Source organism: Vibrio sp. J2-3(2022) (assembly GCF_021725735.1).
GTDB lineage: Bacteria > Pseudomonadota > Gammaproteobacteria > Enterobacterales > Vibrionaceae > Vibrio > Vibrio diabolicus.
In genome coordinates this window covers 278,775-298,250 of record NZ_JAKKCK010000003.1, presented here as the reverse complement: position 1 = coordinate 298,250, position 19,476 = coordinate 278,775, and the positions used below count along the sequence as shown (strand labels likewise).

Sequence of the window (19,476 nt, the reverse complement as noted above, 5' to 3'; positions counted from 1 at the left end):
GTACCTCCGAAGGTTGAGCGTTTTTAACGTGATTTTATTGTTTTAAAGGCTATCAGAATGAAAGGTTTAGAGGTGAGAAAGTCTATTCAGTTTAGACAAAAAAACGGCGCTAATGCGCCGTTTTATTAAATCATAATTGAAAATGGTTTCAATTAAAGAATATCTAGTAGTTCTACTTCGAAAACTAGTGCTGCGAATGGAGGGATAGCTGCACCAGCGCCACGCTCACCGTACGCAAGGTCTTGTGGTACGTATAGTTTCCACTTAGAACCAACAGGCATTAGTTGTAGTGCTTCTACCCAGCCTTTGATTACGCCTGTAACAGGGAACTCAGCTGGTTGACCGCGAGATACAGAGCTATCGAATACAGTACCGTCAGTTAGCTCACCGTGGTAGTGAACGCGAACTGAGCTTTCTGCTGTTGGAACTGCACCAGTACCTTCAGAAATGATTTCGTACTGAAGGCCAGAGTCTAGAACGTTAACTTCAGGGCGTAGTGCGTTGTCTTTTAGGAACGCTTCGCCTTCTGCTGCTGCAATTTTCGCTGCTTCTTGGCGAGCGGTTTCTGCACGAGTGTGAAGTTCTTGTAGTGCTTTGTTGATTTCATCAATTTCGATTGATGGCATGTCACCAGTTAGTGCTGTTGCAATACCCGCGGCGATAGCATCAACGCTAAGACCTTCAAGACCAGAACCTGCAAGTTGCTGACCCATTTGCAGACCAATGCCGTAGCTTGCTTTTTGTTCTGCAGTTTCAAATTTAATTTCAGACATGAATGTCGCTCTTGTTAGGAGTGATAAAGGCAACAGGATATCAGTTTCGAGCTTAGGTTTAAATGATTGCGACTGAATGCTTAATTGAGGCGGCCAGGGTGTGACTTATCTCTTACTCCAAGTGAAATTTCTGCTAATTTAATCCAAATTCCATTTTAGTTTAGTGAAAAACATATACTCTCCGCGTCGGTATTTTTATACTGGCAGTAGAAGTATTAAGGGACTCATTAAAATGAATCGTCGCAGAAAGAAAAAGCAGCAAGTCGACTATGTCGAATTGGTTAAACAAAAATTCGCTGCTATCGACTGGAAGCAGCCGTTCAACAAAGAGCAGTGGTTGGAGCGTATACAGCCTGTTAAGCAGTTTTGGCTGCGCCTACCGAAATTCCATCAACGAGCTTTGATGGTTTTAGTACCATTGATTCTGGTACTCCTTGTTATTCCTTTGCCGAATAAAACAGAACAATCAGTTGAGCAAGCTGAGGTCGATCATCAGCGCGTAGCGATTCAGCTGAACGCACAGAGTTTAAGCCAGCAAAGAACCTCTCAGAATTCTGGGCCGAAATCCGAAGACTGGAAAGAGTACACGGTTAAAAATGGCGACACGTTAGCGCAGGTTTTCAGAAGTAATCAGCTCTCGATGGCGGATCTTAGCGCTCTAGTAAAAATCGAAGGCAGTGATAAGCCGCTGAGCCAAATTAAACAAGGACAATTGATTCGCTTTAAGCTTAGCGATGAAGGCGAGTTGGATATGCTGCAACTAGAAAAAAGCGGCCGGTCCGTCATGTTTTTCCGCTTATCGGATGGGACCTTTGGGCGCAACAAGTAGATGCTTCAAATGAACTAAAGACGCGAAGGTATCGCGTCTTTTTAGTTTATCTATAAATTAGTTAACCTAGCAATGAACGCGTTATATCGCTACGGCTTCTTTTCGCATATCCACATGAGGAATACCATCCTCTAGGTAGCGATCAGAAATAACTTTGAATCCATGACTCGCATAAAACTGGATGAGATGCTCTTGAGCTCCTATATCAATCGTCTGTCCTGGCCACAATATTTCACACTGTGTTAATGCCTCTTTCAGCAACTTATGTCCCAGACCATCACCACGCGCAGTTTGTTTGGTGACGACTCGACCAATGCTCACATTGTCATACGTCGTGCCAGCGGGTAGCAATCGTGCGCAAGCAACAAGTTCATCACCGTGGTAACCTATTAGATGATAAACACCTTCCAGTGTGTCTTTGCCATCCAGTTCAGGATAAGGGCAGGTTTGTTCAACGACGAATACATCCACACGTAATTTCATCATTGTATACAATTGTGTGGTTGTCAGTTGAGCAAAGGGCAAAGTAATCCAAGTGAGCATGTTGTCATCCGTCATGAGAGTAGAGTGACTGACTTTACTTTGTTTTGTACTCATACTCATTAACAAAGGTTAATTATCACTGGTTTTCCCACCAAATCTGGTGATAATGTGCCCTCTTTTCATCTCACCTGAGGATATTCCCGTGAGCAAACAAACTTTTGATCAAGTCGGGCTAAACCCAGCGTTACTCGCCACACTCGATTCCCTGAACTACACCCACATGACGCCAATTCAAGCTTTGAGTTTGCCTGCAATCCTAAAACATCGTGATGTCATCGGGCAGGGTAAAACGGGCTCAGGTAAAACCGCTGCATTTGGTTTGGGTGTTTTATCGAACCTTAACGTCAAACGCTTTCGTGTCCAGTCATTAGTATTGTGTCCAACTCGTGAGCTTGCGGATCAAGTCGCGAAGGAAATTCGTACTTTAGGTCGTGGCATTCATAATATTAAAGTGCTTACTCTCTGCGGTGGGATGCCAATGGGGCCACAAATTGGTTCTCTGGAGCATGGTGCGCATATCCTAGTCGGCACACCTGGCCGTATTTTGGATCACCTTGAGAAAGGCCGAATTAACCTTAGCGAGCTGAATACCTTGGTGCTAGATGAAGCCGATCGCATGTTGGACATGGGTTTCCAAGACGCATTAGATGCGATTATTGATGCAGCGCCAAAGCAGCGTCAAACTCTACTTTTCAGTGCTACTTTCCCAGAGAAAATTGAGCAAATTGCGCAGCGTATTATGCAGACGCCTGAAGTCATTAAGGTGGAATCGACTCATGATACCTCAAGCATTGCTCAGCATTTCTACAAAGTTGAAGGTTCGGAAGCGCGTGATGAAGCGTTGGCGAACTTGCTACTGACTCACCAACCAGAGTCCGCTGTGGTTTTTTGCAATACCAAAAAAGAAGTGCAAAGTGTCGCAGATGAGTTGCATCGCAAAGGGTTCAGCGTTATCGATATCCATGGGGACTTAGAACAGCGTGAACGCGATCAAGCATTGGTGCAGTTTGCTAACAAGAGTGTTTCTATCCTTGTCGCAACAGACGTCGCGGCGCGTGGTTTGGACGTAGATAACCTTGATGCAGTCTTTAACTTTGAGCTATCGCGCGATCCTGAGGTTCATGTACACCGTATTGGTCGTACAGGCCGTGCAGGTAGTAAAGGTTTAGCGTTCAGCTTTTTTGGTGAGAAAGACGGTTTACGTGTAGCTCGTATTGAAGAATACCTAGAGATGGACGTGGTACCAGCAACATTGCCTGCCAAATCAAATCAGCAGCCATACCAAGCGAAGATGGTGACGATTAACATTGATGGCGGTAAGAAACAGAAAGTACGACCGGGTGATATCTTAGGGTGTCTGACGGGAAAAAATGGTATTCCAGGCTCTCAAGTTGGAAAGATCCACCTATTCCCGATGCGCGCCTACGTTGCGGTCGAGAAGTCAGCTGCCAAAAAGGCCCTACAAACCATTAGTAATGGCAAGATGAAAGGGCGTCAGTTTCGGGCGCGGCTTCTTAAATAGCATAGAAAGGCTCTTCGTTTGAAGGGCCTTTTCTTTTTCGAGTTTACTTGGATGTGTGATCTTTAGTTAAGCGCGCTTTAATTCGGCTCAAACTGATAGGCGTGATCCCAAGATAAGCAGCTATTTGGCTATCGGTAATACGTAGCTTTAAGTCTGGGTAATGAGCGCAAAATAGTTGATATCGTTCCTCTGGCGAGTAGAGCAGCATAAAGCGTTCTTTGTTCTCTTTATTAACCAGTTGGTTTTCGAGTAGCTTTAAGTAAATGGCGTGTTTTTCTGCTCGCCATTGATGCAGCGTTTCAATTGGTAAGCAAAATAGCTGACAAGCGCTCAGCGTTTCCAATAAGTAAGGCGAAGGTTGGTTCTTAATTATGCTCTCAAAGCCGATAACCCAGTCTTTCTCCCAATAAAATTCTTTACTGAACTCTTTGCCCTGCTCTGTGAGATAGCTTGCATGGCATAACCCTTCAATAATGAAGTAAAGGTGCGAGCTAAACTCTCCTTGGTGGTTAAGAATGTGGCGCGTAGGCAATTCGAGTAACTCACCATTTTCGATAAGTTGGTTTGCTTCTGTGTCTAAGAAGCCATGATTGACTAAGTCTGAAAAAAGATCGCTGTGCATGTGATAACTCAGAAACGGTTTTCTTTATTCTAACGGGTTTTATTGATAACAAAAAAGCGGCTCATGAGAGCCGCTTAGCGTTGTTGTCAAATCAGCCTTACTTATTCAGATCGATTTGGTAAATCGCGAAACCAATATCGTCAGTCGCGACACGTTTCATTGGGTATTGACCTTTCTCTTTGATGAACTGCGCCGCTTTATCGCTAGGAGATGTTTCGAAGCGAATATCTAGCTTTTTATCGGACTTAATCGGTGCGAAAGACCAGTTGTTGTCAGCGCTTGGTGTCACTTCACCTTTTTCTTCACTCACGCGAGAAATATAAGCGGCGACGACAGAGCGGTTTTCATCTGGTGCGTCAAACGCAATAAAGTCTGGGCCCGTACCAGGGAAGGTATTGCTATAAGCACGGTAGTTATTGGTTGCGATGATGAAATCTTGCTTCGGATTGACAGGCTTACCATTAAACGTCAGATTCACAATGCGCTGAGAATCTGGATTAATCACTTTACAATCCGCATCGTACTTCGGCGGTTGGGTAACATCGATTTGGTAGTTCACACCATCAATGACATCGAAGTTGTACGTACGGAAATTATCCCAATCAATCAAAGATTGCGGTTCAGGATTGTTGATGTTGATGTGGTTGAATTGACCCGAGCTGCACTCTAGCCATTCGCGAACCTCTTTACCTTTCACTTTCATTACGACTAAGGTGTTTGGATATAAGTAAAGATCGGCAGCATTACGGAAGGTGAGCTGACCGGATTCGACTTCTGTAAAGTTATTCGGATCGTTCTTACGCCCCCCGACTTTAAATGGTGCTGCGGCACTCAATACTGGAATGTCAGCGAGATCTGGGTCGCCTTGAATAAAGCGTTCCACGTAATCTTTCTGAGCAAGGTTAACGATCTGAATGGTTGGGTCGTCCTGCACTAATGCCAAGAAGCTGTACATGACATCATTTGCTTTGCCGATTGGTTGGTTTACAAATTCACGAGTACCTTTGTGATCCTCTTCTAACGCTTTCACAATATCTTCATCGGCTTTAGCTAATGACTTCTTATTTACTTTATCGAAGATAGGGCGTGCTTCTGCTTGGCCTTCAATAACTTGCCATCTGCCGTCTTCCTCTTTCAGCATCAAATCCATCACACCTACATGACTTCCCCAGCGACCAGGCATCACTGACGTCACACCATTGATGGTCCCTTTCTCGGTATCAACACCAGGTAGGTTTGCGAAGTCTTTCCCTGGGAAGACTGCGTGAGAGTGGCCAAAAGCAATGGCATCAATCCCATCAACTTGCGTTAAGTAATAGACAGAGTTTTCTGCGCCAAGCTTGTATGGGTCAGTGGAGATGCCTGAATGAGGAATGGCGATGATAACGTCTGCACCTTTTTTCTTCATTTGAGGAATCAGTTTCTCTGCTGTTTCCTTAATGTCTTTAGCAAAGACTTTGCCTTCTAAGTTCTTCTTGTCCCACACCATAATTTGTGGTGGTACAAAGCCGATATAACCCACTTTTATTTGATGCGCTTCGCCGTTTGTGTCTTTAAAGGTGTGGGTTTTGATCAGGTAAGGCTTGAAGTAATGCTTACCGGTTTTTTTATCAAATACGTTTGCGTTGACGTAAGGGAAGTTAGCGCCCGCCAACGTCTTTTGTAGAAAATCTAAGCCATAGTTGAACTCATGATTGCCAATGTTGCCCACATCGTAGTCTAGTTGGTTCATCGCCTTGTAGACTGGGTGGACATCGCCAGCGTTAATCCCTTTCGCCGCCATGTAATCGCCCATTGGGCTGCCCTGAATTAAATCGCCGTTATCAACTAATACAGTGTTTTCTGCCTCGGACTTTGCCTGCTTCACTATGGTCGCGGCGCGACTAAGACCGATTTGCTGTGATGGTTGGTCTTTATAGTAATCGTAATCCATCACGTTGGTGTGAATGTCGGTGGTTTCGATGATACGAAGCTTGATGGTATCGGCCATCGCAGGGCCAGCAAGCGTTAGCATGCCACTTAACACTGCGAGGGAAATAGGGTGAACTGCCACTTTCATTTGGTGCTCCAATTCAATGGGAAGGGGGAATCGTACCGCGTAATGTATCAAACGCTGGTGCAACTTAATGATAAAGATACAGAAAACTGTGAACAGAAATCAGTTTACTGAACCTTATTCATATTAACCGCCGACTTTTTCACTCTTTTGAATGAGGCCAAACAAAAACTTCTTAGCAGATTTTTGAATAAAAAATGAAATTTTAGAATTTCAGGTAATATAAACGCCCCGCCATAATGCTTGCATAACGATATCAATGGACGATGAGCAAGCACATGGCAACGAACGATTCAGTCACTTCTTTTCCTAAACCAAAGCCCCGGTTAGTTTCTGACAACCCAGTAGCTGGTGTTACTCGTTTTGCAAAGCAATCGCTACAGCCTGGTGAAGTCGCCTTAGTAGGTGCAGGACCTGGTGATCCTGAACTTCTTACGGTGAAAGCATTGAACTGCTTGCAGCAAGCTGATGTGGTTTTGTACGACTACTTGGTGTCAGAAGAAATCATGGCATTGATTCCAAGCGATACGATTTTGGTGTGCGTTGGGAAGCGAGCTGGGCATCACAGTGTGCCGCAGGAGAAGACGAACCAGCTATTGGTGGACTTTGCCAAACAGGGCTACAAAGTCGTGCGCATTAAAGGTGGTGATCCATTTGTATTCGGTCGTGGCGGTGAAGAGTTGGAAGTGCTTGCTGATGCAGGCGTCCGTTTTCAGGTCGTCCCTGGCATTACCGCGGCAGCTGGCGCAACGGCCTATGCTGGGATTCCACTGACTCATCGCGATTACGCGCAATCGGCCATCTTTGTGACTGGCCACTTGAAAGAAGAAAGCGATGAGATGGATTGGTCAACGTTGGCTCGTGGGAATCAGACTTTAGTGATCTACATGGGGCTGATGAAATCACACTATATTCAGAATCAACTCATTAAGCATGGTCGTTCTGCGTCGACTCCGATTGCCATTATTGAGCGTGGTACGCAGATTCAACAAAAAGTATTTACGGGAGAGCTCTCCCAACTCTCTGATTTATCGAAGGAAGCACAATCGCCATCTTTGATTGTTGTCGGAGAGGTAGTGCGACTGTCTCAAAAGTTAGACTGGTTTTTGTCTAGTACTGAATTCAACAAAAGTGCTATTGCTAACTCCATATAATTTCAGACCAAAGATTAGAGACGTAATGCGCCTTCAAGCTTAAAAAGGAAATACAAAACATGGACCAACAACGTTTAACTCACCTTAAACAACTCGAAGCGGAGAGTATCCATATTATCCGCGAAGTTGCGGCTGAGTTTGATAACCCAGTCATGATGTATTCGATTGGTAAAGACTCATCAGTGATGCTGCATCTAGCGCGTAAAGCGTTTTACCCGGGCAAAATTCCATTTCCACTTTTGCATGTCGATACCGACTGGAAATTCCGCGAGATGATTGAGTTTCGCGATCGCACCGCTGCCAAATACGGCTTTGAGCTTTTGGTACATAAGAACCCAGAAGGTCTAGCAATGGGCTGCAGTCCGTTTGTTCATGGCTCGTCAAAGCATACGGACATCATGAAAACGCAAGGTCTTAAGCAGGCGCTAAACAAATATGGCTTCGATGCTGCTTTTGGTGGCGCTCGTCGTGATGAAGAAAAATCACGCGCAAAAGAACGAGTGTATTCGTTCCGTGACAAGAACCATACCTGGGACCCTAAAAATCAACGTCCAGAGCTATGGAAGACGTACAACGGCCAGGTTAATAAGGGTGAGAGCATTCGTGTATTCCCACTGTCTAACTGGACTGAGCTTGATATCTGGCAATACATCTATTTAGAAAACATCGAGATCGTACCGCTTTACCTCGCGGACAAACGCCCAGTTGTTGAACGCGATGGCATGCTGATCATGGTTGATGATGATCGTATGGAGCTTCAACCGGGTGAAGTGATTGAAGAGAAGAGTGTGCGCTTCCGTACTCTTGGTTGTTATCCATTGACTGGGGCTATCGAGTCTGAAGCAAACACTTTAACTGGCATTATCGAAGAGATGCTGGTGGCAACGTCGAGTGAGCGCCAAGGCCGAGCGATCGACCACGATCAGTCAGGATCGATGGAGCTTAAGAAACGTCAAGGTTACTTCTAAAGGATCTAAGGAAAGATAATGAACAGTGCAGTTGAAGCTCAATTAGCCGAGCTTGGTATCGAAGGCTATTTAACACAACACCAGTACAAGTCGTTACTTAGATTCTTGACTTGTGGCTCGGTGGATGACGGTAAAAGTACACTAATCGGTCGCTTACTCCATGACTCAAAACAAATTTATGAAGATCAGCTAGCGGCAGTGCACTCAGACAGCCAACGTGTGGGCACCACGGGTGAAAAGCCTGACCTTGCGTTGTTGGTAGATGGCTTACAAGCTGAGCGCGAGCAGGGGATCACGATTGATGTGGCTTACCGCTATTTCTCGACGCAGAAACGTAAGTTCATCATCGCCGATACTCCTGGGCACGAGCAGTACACGCGTAATATGGCAACAGGCGCATCGACGTGTGACTTAGCGGTGATCTTAGTCGACGCACGCAAAGGCATTCTTGATCAAACTCGTCGTCACTCTTTTATTTCCAACCTACTGGGTTTGAAACACTTTGTTGTGGCGATCAACAAGATGGATTTAGTGGATTACTCTCAAGAGCGCTTTGAAGAAATCCGCGATGAGTATCTTAAGTTTTCTGAGAATCTGACCGGGGATATTGATATTCAAATCATCCCGATTTCGGCGCTTGAAGGTGACAATGTGGTGGATAAAGGGCAAAACCTAAGCTGGTTTAAAGGCCCGTCATTGCTTGAACTTCTTGAAACGGTCGATGTGGATCAAGAAAAAGGTGCGGGTGAGTTCCGCTTCCCTGTGCAATACGTTAACCGTCCTAACCTCGATTTCCGTGGTTTTGCGGGGACGATTTCTTCAGGTTCGATCAAAGTCGGTGATGCCATCAAAGCATTGCCATCGGGGAAAACGTCAACCGTGGCACGCATTGTTACGTTTGATGGTGATATTGAGGAAGCTCGTGCTGGGTTGGCGGTCACTCTGACGCTAAGCGATGAGATCGATATTAGCCGTGGCGATTTGATTGTTCTAGACAATGCTCAAGTGGAAACCACAAACCACTTGCTTGCCGATGTGGTATGGATGACAGAGCAACCTCTGCAACCGGGCCGTGACTACGACATCAAAATCGCGGGTAAGAAAACTGTGGGCCATGTTGAAGCGATTCGTCACCAATATGATATCAACAACCTATCAACTCATAGTGCGGCAGAGCTGCCATTGAATGGTATTGGCTTGTGTGAATGGTCTCTCAATGAGTCAGTTGCGCTGGACAATTACCAAGATTGTGCTGATACCGGCGGCTTCATCATTATCGATCGTCTGACGAACGTGACGGTTGGTGCAGGCATGGTCAAAGAAAGCCTCGCGGTGGTTGAGCGCGACTTGACGGACATCTCTGCGTTTGAAGTTGAGCTGAATGCACTTGTGCGTAAACACTTCCCACACTGGGAAGCAAAAGACGTTAGCCAATTGCTGAAAAAGTAATTGGCGCGCCCGAGCACGATAAGCTCTGATTCTGTCTGTTGTTGTGCTTGGGGCGTCGTTGCCTAACTGAGTTGCGAAATGCAGTTAGGTTATTCTCCTAATACCAGAATGCTTCGGTGAAGCCCAAGAAAACCGAGCATTCTGATGTTCTTTTCGCTTGCGCTGATTTTGGTCTGTTTACTCGTTTGTCTGGTGTCTCACGGATAAATGAGCCGTTGTTGTGCCCTTTGGGCGATTTGGTAAGGAAAGGCTATGTGGGAACAAGGGTTTGTATTAGCGATTTTGCTTGGCATTATCACTTGTTTGCTTGTCACAAAAATTAAGCCTAGTTATGTCTTTGCGGGTGCCGCTTTTATTGCATTTATGGCGGGTATGATGGATTCAGCCACGATCGCATCCAACTTTACCAACTCTTCGTTATTGACTCTGGTTCTGTTGATTCTTGCATCGTGTGCTCTAGAAAAAACGTTACTGATCAGTTGGGTGAGCCGTAGTATTTCTGAAGGCCAGCTAGGCAGTGTGATCGCTAAGCTCGGTGTATCAACGGCCTTGCTCTCTTCATTCACGAATAATACCGCCGTGGTTGTCTCATTGATTGGGGCGATTAAGCGTAATCAGCAGCATGCGCCTTCGAAATTACTCATCCCGCTGTCTTACGCCGCCATTTTTGGTGGCACATTAACTTTGATAGGTACGTCGACTAACTTAATCATCAACAGCTTTGTTGAAGATGCCGGTTTGCCGAGCCTGAGCTTTTTTACACCCACGATGATTGGCTTGGCGGTGTTGGTGGGAGGAATGCTGATTCTTATCCCGCTCAGTTACTTACTGCCGAACTACGATGATCAAAGCCAAGAAGATTTACCGTACTTTCTTGAGTCTCGCGTAGAGCCTGGTTCACCGTTAGTTGGGCGCACGGTCAGCGAGAATAATTTACGTGCGCTGCGCAAACTGTTTCTTGCGGAGGTTGTACGAGATGGCGTGACGGTTTCCTCTGTAGGACCGGACTTCGTACTCAATGCGAAAGACCGTTTGTTGTTTTGTGGTGATGTTGAGAGCGTCGCGACCCTGCAAGAAATTCCGGGCCTCAAGCTTTTTGGTCAGCAGCACTTGAATGGGCAAAACTTTATCGAAGTTGTGGTGAGCTCATCCGCGACGTTTTGCTATAAAACACTCAAAGAGAGCCGATTCCGCGATCGCTTTGATGCCGTTGTTGTCGCTATTCGTCGTGGCCATGAGCGCTTAGAGGGCGGTTTGGGTAGCATTACCTTAGCGCCAGGTGACACGTTAGTTCTGGTTCCGGGGAAGCGTTTTGAATCGGAGCGCCGAGCTCATCGTAAAGAGTTTGTTTTAGTGCATGATTTGGACTCTAGCGCTCGGCTTGATACGAATAAATCCTCCATCGTACTACTGGGCTTTGCTGCCGTAATTGGGTGTGCGTTATTAGAGCTAGTACCAATTATTAAAGGCCTTGCCGCGTATCTTATCGCACTTATCGCGTTTGGCATTGTACAGATTTCAGAACTGCGCCGCCGTTTCCCAATTGATATCGTTGTGATTGTCGGCTCTGCTTTGTCCATCGCTCAATTGATGATCTCTTCCGGCTTGTCAGAGAGAATGGGAGCGATGTTTATTGAAGCGTTCAATGGCTGGGGCGTGTTTGGAGCCTTGGTCGCAACTTACATTATGACATTAGTTCTTACTGAACTGGTGACGAACAATGCCGCGGCTGCGCTTTCTTTTCCTATTGGCTATAGCATGGCGGTCGGTTATGGCGTTGATCCGATGCCATTCATTATGGCGGTCTTGTTTGGCGCCAGTGCGAGCTTTATTTCTCCCTACGGTTATCAAACCAACTTACTGGTGTACAGCGTAGGAAATTATAAATTGACCGACTATGTGAGAATTGGTGTGCCGATTTCGATTGTGTACTCTGTATTAGTACTTACTTTGATTCCGGTCTTCTTCCCGTTTTAATTCCGATATTTACAAGGATACGTTATGACTGCCGAAACGACGGTAAAAGATGAAAATATTGTTTGGCACCAGCATTCGGTCGATAAACAGTTTCGTGCTGAATTAAAGAAGCAAAAACCTGCCGTATTGTGGTTTACTGGCTTATCTGGAGCGGGTAAATCAACCATAGCAGGGGCGTTGGAAAATCGCCTTGCAACATTGGGTTACCACACCTATTTATTGGATGGTGACAATGTGCGACATGGCCTGTGTAGCGATTTGGGCTTTTCTGAACAGGATCGTCGCGAGAACATTCGTCGTATTGGTGAACTGGCTAAACTGATGGCGGATGCAGGCTTAATTGTGTTGTCGGCGTTCATTTCACCGCATCGTGCAGAGCGACAACTAGTGCGCGACTTATTGCCAGAAGGTGAGTTTATCGAAGTGTTCGTCAATGCATCTCTAGAAGTCTGCGAAGGTCGCGATCCTAAAGGTTTGTACCGCAAAGCACGTGCGGGAGAAATTCCTAACTTCACTGGTATTGATTCTGAATATCAAGCACCGAAGAATCCGGAAGTCGATTTACCAGCGGGCGAAAAAAGCGTCGATGAGCTGGTGGACTTGTGCTTGGAAGCGCTTAAGTCGCGTGCAGTGATCCGATAAATAAGCATTTGGATCATTGGTGACCTCAAGCTCTTTGAGCGGCTTAAGAAGCATTTAGATCATGGGTGGTCAAATGCTTCTCGAGCTGCCTACACGGTATGATGAACCGTACTTTTAGCGTCACTATGGACACTAAATCTATGATTTAAAAGCGCAAGCATTTGGTCGTAGTAGTCGGCATGTGGTTTGTTACCGAGCAAGGTACAGAGCTCATTGCCTGTTGGCGTGAAGCGGTAATATAAAAGGCGGACGCCTTTGCTGTTCACGTTCAGCGACAAGTTTTTACCTTGGTAGGTGAGGATCAATGGCGTCTCGATACCAATTTCGCCAGATTCAAGCTCGGTACTATGCAGTAACCCTAGTTCAATCAACAGCAACAAACTTGAATAGGGCAGCTGAAAACTTCCCATGTTTAAGCTGTTGGCGATGTCTCGTTTGCCGAAGCTAAATATTCCTCCTTGCGCTTTATAACCAATTAACAGCTTGCGACTGTGATCCCCTCCAAAACTGCACGCTAGAGAGGCGGCTCTTTGCAGAGTTTGCGCTTCTTTTGGTGACATATCTTTGAGGACTTTGAGCGCTTTCATCGACGTCGAGCCTGGGTTTGTCACTTCACGCTTCATCACTTGAGCCCATAACTTTTGCATCGCGCTGTTATGGATGTCTTGAGCCATTTCAAAAAAACGATACAACCAGTCTTGGTCGGGCTCTCCGGCAGTTTCATCTCGGCATGAACTGTGTGCTAGCTTTAAAATCTGCTCTAGGTTTTTTTGTCGCTGTTCTTGGCGTCTCTGTTCACGCAGTTGGGCTCTTTCAAGCGCGGATTTGGCTGGAGGATCGGTTTGTAGTAAGGCATCAAGACCGTGTATTTGGGCAATGGTTTTTACCTTGCTGGCACTGTCTTTGATGTAGCCCTGCTTCTTTTCTTGTTGCGTATTTTTTTGTGCGTTTGACTGATGTTCGATGACAACAGGTTGCTTTGTCGGTTCTGCCATTAATTTTCCTACCAAGAACTGCGCTGTTCGCTTGTTTAAATTTACACCTTATCTAACCAGGCGACCAGATAGGAGTTCTCAGTTTTTGAACGAATAGGGCTATCCAAAATGATAATGAGTTGTTAAAATTGTTATCGTTATTTTGGAGGGACAATGAAGTTCTCAGAAGCAGGTAAATTAAAAAAGCACCTGTCGATAGCGTTTCTTTTGGTTATTTATGTTGGCGTATTAGCGTATTTGTCTCGTTATATCGTGTAACACAGAACTAAAAAAGGCGCCGATGTGACGCCTTAGGTGTACCGATGCATGTCAACGACTTAAACTACATATCGTCGTAGGCTTCTATTTTCGATCCCTCAATAACGTAAGCCGTTTCAGCCAGCTCGTGGCTTATCGTTTCGGTTTTCAACTCCCCAACCACATATATGACATCCCACAGCTCTTGAACGGGTGCGCCTTTGGGAAACTTCACGTAAATGATTTGGTTTGGTGGCGGTGGTGGAACGTGGATACAAGCTCCAAAGTATGGCACCAACAAAAACTCGGTGACGGTATTCGCGTCACCTTCAAGCGGGATGACAAAGCCCGGGATTTTAACTTGGCTTCCATTTAGCTCTGGTCGAACGTTACCAATTTTAGACTGTTGCGCTGCGCCGCCACTGTGATCAGAAGCTGGCATGCCCATACTGTCGAACAGCTTGCGTTCTTTCTCTGGTACTAGATCAATCCAGTCGAGCGTTAATGGCTCCTCGCTTGCGAGTACTGGCGCTATAAATGAGACGATCAGCAAGCAACTTGCGAGTATTTTTCTCCACATTTTATTAAATCCTTATTGTCATTCCGTCACTTAGTGACTGTCGGTAGGCGCGAAAAGCCGGGATGAAACCAATTACAATTCCAGCGCATTGTACGAAACCTAATAGCATCCATTCATAGGGCGATAAGAGGCTTAAAGTCAGATGTATTCCATAATGCTGTTGAATGATGGGTTGCACTATGGCGAGAATGGCATACAGCCCTGCCACTCCGGTCACAATTCCGGCAGCAGTAAGTAGACTGGCTTCGCTGATCAACAGTGAGAAAACATGACGAGGTCTTGCCCCCATAGCGCGCAAAATCGCCATTTCACGGCGGCGCTCCTGCAAGCTGGTTAATAAGCTGCTTAGCATGCCGAGTAATCCTGCAATCACCACAAAGCCAGACACTGCCATTAAGGCTTGCTCGGCAACAGACATCATTCCCCACAGTTCATGCAACGCAACCCCTGGCATAATCGCGCTAAGCGGTTCTTTGGGATAAGTGTTGATTTGCCTTTGTAGGGCGAAAGTCTGAATACGAGATTTCAAACCGACCAGCATCGCGGTAATTTGCTTGGGCTGAAAGTCTCTGTTTTTGAGGTCTTGTGCTTTGGGTGTTGGGCCTAAACGTGCACCGCTTTCCCACCCGACGTGAATCGCTTCGATGGCTTCTAGCGAGACATGAACGGTTTTGTCGACTGGCGTGCCTGTGGGCGCAAGAATCCCGACAACTTTGAATGGCAGGTTGTCATGTCGGCTAAAGCCTACATCACTAATGCCGTGTGCAATGATGATTTCACTACCGACGTGATACCCCAGCTGTTTTGCGACATCAGAACCGAGCACGGTTTCAAATAAACCATTGAATTCTCGGCCTTCTGAAAATGTTAGTGGTTGCTTACTTCCGAATTTATAGTGTTCAAAATAGCTGTGGTTGGTTCCCATTACTCGGAATCCTTTGTGCGAGTCGCCAAGTGAGATTGGAATCGCCCAATCTACTGCTCGATGATTGGCAAACTCTTGGTAGCTCTTCCAGTCAATGTTGTTGGTGGCATTGCCAATGCGAAACACAGAGTAGAGCAGCAAGTTCACTTGTCCAGAACGGCCACCAATGATGAGGTCGGTGCCTGAAATTGTATTGGCGAAGCTATCTTTTGCCTGAGTACGAATGCGTTCTACTCCTAAAAGGAGTATGACCGAAATCGCGACTGTCATGATGGTTAATATTGCCGTCGCCTTACGATTGATTAAGCTCTTCCACGCGAGCTTTGCAACAGCGCTCATGATGCGGCTCCTAGGTCAGATGCTTGGTTAATATCTGGTAGGTTAAGTGTGCGGTCAAATAAGGGCTCAAGCGTTGGATCGTGACTGACGAAGATCAGCGTAGCGTTGGCTTGATTCGTTTGCTCCATCAGGAGTTCAATAAACGCTTTACGGTTATCATGGTCTAAAGCGGAGGTTGGCTCGTCAGCAATCACTAACCCCGGATACCCAATGAGTGATCGTGCAGCCGCAACACGTTGTTGTTGGCCAATGCTCAGTTCCGATACCGGACGCGCATGAAGCTCGCTGGGTAGGTGGAGTCTTTCAAGCAGAGCTTGAGCTTGCTCTTCTAACGTTTGAGATGGCGCTCTTGAATGAGCGCGGCCACGTCGTATTTGACTGAATTGGCAAGGCAGTAGTACGTTTTCAAGCACGTTTAAATAAGGCAATAAATTGAACTGCTGAAAGATATAGCCAATGTGATCGGCGCGAAATTTGTCTCTTTGACTTGCACTTAAACTAACAAGGTCAGTGTTCAGTACGGATAGAGAGCCAGATGTTAACGTGTTGATGCCAGTTAGTAGGGCAAGCAGCGTAGATTTACCGCAGCCACTGGGACCTTTGATAAATACGTGCTCACCTTGGGCAATATGTAACTGTGGAATATGAATGGTTGCGTGTGTTGAACCGGGCCAGACAAACTGGGCATTATTTAGCTCAACAATGTTTGACATGATTTCAGTCATACTAAATCACCAAAGCATTGGCGTGTAAGTGTGTACTTACACGCCACTCGTGTTATTTGATTACGATTTGGGAGTTATCTTTGCTCAGTTTGATGGCTGATTGCATGGTGTCAGTGAATATATTGACGTTGATTGACTCAGTCGTTGGAAATTGATTAAACCAGTCGGTTTGAATGTTACTGAGTTGGTTAACTTGGTCACAGCTGAAGCGATATTGCACCGAAAACTCACCATGTCCGCCATTTTCATGCTCCTCATGGTGAGCATCGTGACCGTCATGGTGCTCATGTTCATCATGATGTTCATTGTGGTGATCATGGTGTTCGTGCCCTTCATGATCGTGATTTGCATGGTCATCATGGCCGTGCTCGCTATGATCATGGTCTTCATGAGGGGTGCTGAGGTTATGGTTTACGTAAGCTTCTTCAATATCACAATTGGCTTGCGCGTTAATAGCAAACAGTGTGTTGCTGTCTTCTAGGGTGGCAATGGCTTGTTTAAGTGCTTGCTCTTGTTGTTCATTTTCTGGAGCATGCTCGAAACCGACCACATCGGCACCGGGAGCAGTAATCTCCACTAACAGATCCTTTCCATCTTGGGCGATATTAAATTCGACGTGACCATGCACATGAGCACCGTGCTGGCGGTATTCGTCCGCATTTGCTGCTGTCGATAAAGAGAGACCAATGACAAGCGCTAAAACATGTTTCGATGACATTTTGTGTTTCCTAATTTTGCTGGCACTAACCCGAGCAATACCGGATCAGATTTGTATTTACTAAGGTGCGATTCGCTGACACGTGAGGTGCAGGAATACGCACAAATTATGTTGAGTGTGGAATAGTTTGGAAATTAAGCAAAATAAGGCGGGGCACGAGCTGCACCACGAATGTCTTCACTATTAACAAGGCGCTGAAAGACATCATGGTATTGGATGCGCGTAAATGTTGGCGTCGATAGGGTCGGTTGAGCTTTGGCTATGCCGTGCTGAACCCCAGAAAATAGCTGGCAATGATGGTGTGTGTGGTGTTCGGGAGTCAGATCAACTTGATGAAGGATTACCGCAAAGTTCCAAGCGATCAGCAACGCGACACTGAAAAATAAAACAGTGCGATGCCAATGCTTCCGTATCTTTTGCTGGTGGTGGTACATCTGAGCTCCTCTTACCGACTGTTATAATATAACACCCATAATGAGTAAAAGTTCACTCTTTTGTTGGCTAGTGGGAAAATTTACGTCAACACATGCGATGTCGCCGAATCTGAGACAGTCTCCTTGGTGGAATCACTGAGCGTTAAACTAGGGGCAACAGAAATCTCAAGCTTTAAGTTTGGTCGCATGGCTCCTTATACTGCGTACTACGGATATTAAGGAGCCAAGCAACGAGACTAGATGTTCTGTTTAATTAGCTCGATCACCTTTGCAATTTCATCTTGCTCAAGTGCGCCTTCTTTTACAAACAGCACTTTACCTGTTTTGTCTTGAACAATAATGGCAGAGCTTTCTTCTTTAAGATCCCAAGTGTTGGCGACTACGCCATTTTCATCCAGAACCATAGATGACCAAGGAAACTCTTTTTTGCTGTCTTGGGCTGAAGATTTCACGAACGAACCTGTCCCCCAGATTGCATCATCTTGGTTAATGATCGTAGTTGTTTGGTAGCTTTCTTGCGGGAATTGCGCGGCGGTTATTGCTGACATCAAAGGGGCGTTCATTTCTTTTGAACTGCTACGACCTGCGATTGCTTGAATAACACGAACCTTACCCTGCATATGCTGGGTTGCCCATGGTTGGTATGCCACGTCCTCACCTTGCAAAACAATCTCGCCATAAGCCGCGACCTTGGCAGAAGGAACGGTCTCACCGACAGATAGGTTGTGTGCAAACGCAAAGCTTGGCGTTATAGCCAATAGTAGAGGTAGGAGAGTCTTAGTTTTCATATTGTTATATTCCGTACGAGTTGGAAGTTTTCCAGTATATATCCAGATCTAGGAAATTTGTAGAACTGTTGATAACATTTATTTAACGTATGGGGTGGTGTAATATTGCGTTATATTTAGAATTTGCTAAAATGAACCTCGTCGCAGATTGCGCATCAAGATTGCAGAGGATAAATAAGCAATCCGTGTTTTCTCAAAGGAATTGAGGTGAGTTATGCTACGTGAGTTTGCTGTATACCGACCATTACAAGTGGCACGTTTCGTTAAAACGTTGTTCAAAGGTCAATTCTTTATTGCTGGGGTTGGATGTTTTCAGTTCGACAATGGCAAAGTTTTGCTCCCTGACGTCAACGATCAGAAAAGACTCACCATCTTTAAAGAAGTCAACCAAGTGATTGCTTCGTTGTCTGTTTAAGAGCCCGTTGGCTTGAATTTAGTTTTCGATTTCAAAAAAGAGCGACCTATTCGGTCGCTCTTTTTGGTTTCAGTTAGTCGTAGGAACTAACTTTGTAAGCTGGGTGGAAAGCAAACACCTGTGCCACCGATACCGCAGTAACCGTCAGGGTTTTTAGCCAGGTATTGCTGGTGGTAAGTTTCGGCAAAATAATACGGGCCCGCTGGCTGTATCTCAGTGGTGATATTCGCGCGTAGTTCCTCTTGCAGTGCTTGTTGATACAAGAGCTTCGATTTTTCTGCGCTCTCTTGCTGCTTCGCGGAATAAGTGTAAATAGCCGAACGGTATTGTGTGCCCAAATCGTTACCTTGACGCATCCCCTGGGTTGGGTCATGTTTCTCCCAAAAAACGGCCAGTAGTTTTTCTAAGGAAATCACGCGTTCATCGAAGACGACTCGTACTACCTCTGTATGGCCTGTTTTACCCGTACACACCTCTTCATAAGTAGGATTGGGTGTATATCCACCGGCGTAGCCAACCGAAGTGGAGATAACCCCATCCAGTTGCCAAAATACGCGCTCAGCACCCCAAAAGCAGCCCATTCCCAGCAGAATTTGTTGTTGATGCGGCTCCAATGGTGCCTTTAAGTTAGATTTATTTACAAAATGATGATCTTCAACCTGCATCGGTTGATCTCTACCTGGCAAGGCATCTTCTATACTGATCAATGTTTGTTTGTTGAGCATGGTATTTGTCCTTCAATACGTGTCTTAAATTTGCGAACTTTTTCATTTCGTCTGTATCTG

At 45.7% G+C, this 19,476-nt stretch carries 20 protein-coding genes; 8 read left to right on the top strand and 12 right to left on the bottom strand.

Annotated elements, in window-relative coordinates; genetic code table 11:
- Nucleotides 1–152: 152 nt before the first annotated feature.
- Entirely contained in the window at nt 153–773 is a 621-nt protein-coding gene (locus L3V27_RS13750; RefSeq protein WP_005392370.1) for an FKBP-type peptidyl-prolyl cis-trans isomerase, read from the bottom strand.
- Nucleotides 774–1,005: 232 nt separating this feature from the next.
- Here L3V27_RS13750 and L3V27_RS13745 point away from each other — a divergent pair, with 232 nt between their 5' ends.
- A complete protein-coding gene (locus tag L3V27_RS13745) occupies nt 1,006–1,602 on the top strand; it encodes a LysM-like peptidoglycan-binding domain-containing protein (RefSeq protein WP_046874056.1) in 597 nt (198 codons plus the stop codon).
- Between the two features lie 81 nt (nt 1,603–1,683).
- Here L3V27_RS13745 and L3V27_RS13740 read toward each other — a convergent pair whose 3' ends face one another.
- Nucleotides 1,684–2,145, bottom strand: a complete 462-nt coding sequence (locus tag L3V27_RS13740; RefSeq protein ID WP_046874180.1) for a GNAT family N-acetyltransferase — start codon at nt 2,143–2,145, stop codon at nt 1,684–1,686.
- Between the two features lie 142 nt (nt 2,146–2,287).
- Here L3V27_RS13740 and dbpA point away from each other — a divergent pair, with 142 nt between their 5' ends.
- Complete coding sequence (gene dbpA / locus L3V27_RS13735) at nt 2,288–3,667, top strand: ATP-dependent RNA helicase DbpA (RefSeq protein WP_012841169.1); 1,380 nt, start codon at nt 2,288–2,290, stop codon at nt 3,665–3,667.
- A gap of 43 nt (nt 3,668–3,710) precedes the next feature.
- Here dbpA and L3V27_RS13730 read toward each other — a convergent pair whose 3' ends face one another.
- A complete protein-coding gene (locus L3V27_RS13730; protein ID WP_012841168.1) occupies nt 3,711–4,289 on the bottom strand; it encodes a cyclic nucleotide-binding domain-containing protein in 579 nt (192 codons plus the stop codon).
- A 97-nt stretch (nt 4,290–4,386) separates the two neighbouring features.
- The gene (gene cpdB / locus L3V27_RS13725) at nt 4,387–6,348 is read right to left on the bottom strand and encodes a 2',3'-cyclic-nucleotide 2'-phosphodiesterase (RefSeq protein WP_237312070.1); all 1,962 of its coding nucleotides are present in this window, start codon (nt 6,346–6,348) and stop codon (nt 4,387–4,389) included.
- 275 nt (nt 6,349–6,623) lie between these two features.
- Between cpdB and cobA the strand changes: the two genes are divergently transcribed.
- From cobA to cysC, 5 genes are all read left to right on the top strand, one after another.
- On the top strand, nt 6,624–7,499 hold the full coding sequence (gene cobA, locus L3V27_RS13720; RefSeq protein WP_031780800.1) for a uroporphyrinogen-III C-methyltransferase: 876 nt from the start codon (nt 6,624–6,626) through the stop codon (nt 7,497–7,499).
- A gap of 59 nt (nt 7,500–7,558) precedes the next feature.
- Nucleotides 7,559–8,467, top strand: coding sequence for a sulfate adenylyltransferase subunit CysD (cysD, locus tag L3V27_RS13715; protein ID WP_005379592.1), 909 nt, complete (start codon nt 7,559–7,561; stop codon nt 8,465–8,467).
- Between the two features lie 18 nt (nt 8,468–8,485).
- Nucleotides 8,486–9,916, top strand: a complete 1,431-nt coding sequence (gene cysN, locus L3V27_RS13710) for a sulfate adenylyltransferase subunit CysN (protein ID WP_046874053.1) — start codon at nt 8,486–8,488, stop codon at nt 9,914–9,916.
- A 252-nt stretch (nt 9,917–10,168) separates the two neighbouring features.
- Nucleotides 10,169–11,893: an SLC13 family permease gene (locus tag L3V27_RS13705; protein WP_005392351.1), complete on the top strand. Its 1,725-nt coding sequence runs from the start codon at nt 10,169–10,171 to the stop codon at nt 11,891–11,893.
- A gap of 24 nt (nt 11,894–11,917) precedes the next feature.
- Nucleotides 11,918–12,535: an adenylyl-sulfate kinase gene (gene cysC / locus L3V27_RS13700; protein ID WP_139060150.1), complete on the top strand. Its 618-nt coding sequence runs from the start codon at nt 11,918–11,920 to the stop codon at nt 12,533–12,535.
- A gap of 89 nt (nt 12,536–12,624) precedes the next feature.
- Here the strand turns inward: cysC and L3V27_RS13695 are convergent, their stop codons facing one another.
- The 7 genes from L3V27_RS13695 to L3V27_RS13665 form a co-directional block, all read right to left on the bottom strand.
- Nucleotides 12,625–13,530 (bottom strand): TIGR03899 family protein, encoded by a 906-nt coding sequence (locus L3V27_RS13695; protein ID WP_006742971.1) that lies wholly within the window; start codon nt 13,528–13,530, stop codon nt 12,625–12,627.
- 322 nt (nt 13,531–13,852) lie between these two features.
- A complete protein-coding gene (locus tag L3V27_RS13690) occupies nt 13,853–14,347 on the bottom strand; it encodes a DUF3299 domain-containing protein (protein ID WP_047009028.1) in 495 nt (164 codons plus the stop codon).
- A 4-nt stretch (nt 14,348–14,351) separates the two neighbouring features.
- A complete protein-coding gene (locus L3V27_RS13685) occupies nt 14,352–15,611 on the bottom strand; it encodes an ABC transporter permease (RefSeq protein ID WP_046874051.1) in 1,260 nt (419 codons plus the stop codon).
- Entirely contained in the window at nt 15,608–16,336 is a 729-nt protein-coding gene (locus tag L3V27_RS13680) for an ABC transporter ATP-binding protein (RefSeq protein ID WP_237312068.1), read from the bottom strand. Before L3V27_RS13680 ends, L3V27_RS13685 begins: the two co-directional genes overlap by 4 nt.
- Nucleotides 16,337–16,388: 52 nt before the next feature.
- Nucleotides 16,389–17,054, bottom strand: coding sequence for a DUF2796 domain-containing protein (locus L3V27_RS13675; RefSeq protein WP_237312067.1), 666 nt, complete (start codon nt 17,052–17,054; stop codon nt 16,389–16,391).
- 134 nt (nt 17,055–17,188) lie between these two features.
- Complete coding sequence (locus L3V27_RS13670; RefSeq protein WP_005392338.1) at nt 17,189–17,488, bottom strand: DUF2607 family protein; 300 nt, start codon at nt 17,486–17,488, stop codon at nt 17,189–17,191.
- Between the two features lie 236 nt (nt 17,489–17,724).
- Complete coding sequence (locus L3V27_RS13665; RefSeq protein WP_237312065.1) at nt 17,725–18,276, bottom strand: YtfJ family protein; 552 nt, start codon at nt 18,274–18,276, stop codon at nt 17,725–17,727.
- 214 nt (nt 18,277–18,490) lie between these two features.
- Here L3V27_RS13665 and L3V27_RS13660 point away from each other — a divergent pair, with 214 nt between their 5' ends.
- Nucleotides 18,491–18,691 (top strand): DUF1107 domain-containing protein, encoded by a 201-nt coding sequence (locus tag L3V27_RS13660; RefSeq protein WP_012841164.1) that lies wholly within the window; start codon nt 18,491–18,493, stop codon nt 18,689–18,691.
- An 86-nt stretch (nt 18,692–18,777) separates the two neighbouring features.
- Here the strand turns inward: L3V27_RS13660 and msrA are convergent, their stop codons facing one another.
- Nucleotides 18,778–19,416 carry a peptide-methionine (S)-S-oxide reductase MsrA gene (gene msrA / locus L3V27_RS13655; RefSeq protein ID WP_005392333.1) on the bottom strand — a complete coding sequence of 213 codons (639 nt, stop codon included), beginning with the start codon at nt 19,414–19,416 and terminating at the stop codon, nt 18,778–18,780.
- Between the last annotated feature and the right edge of the window lie 60 nt (nt 19,417–19,476).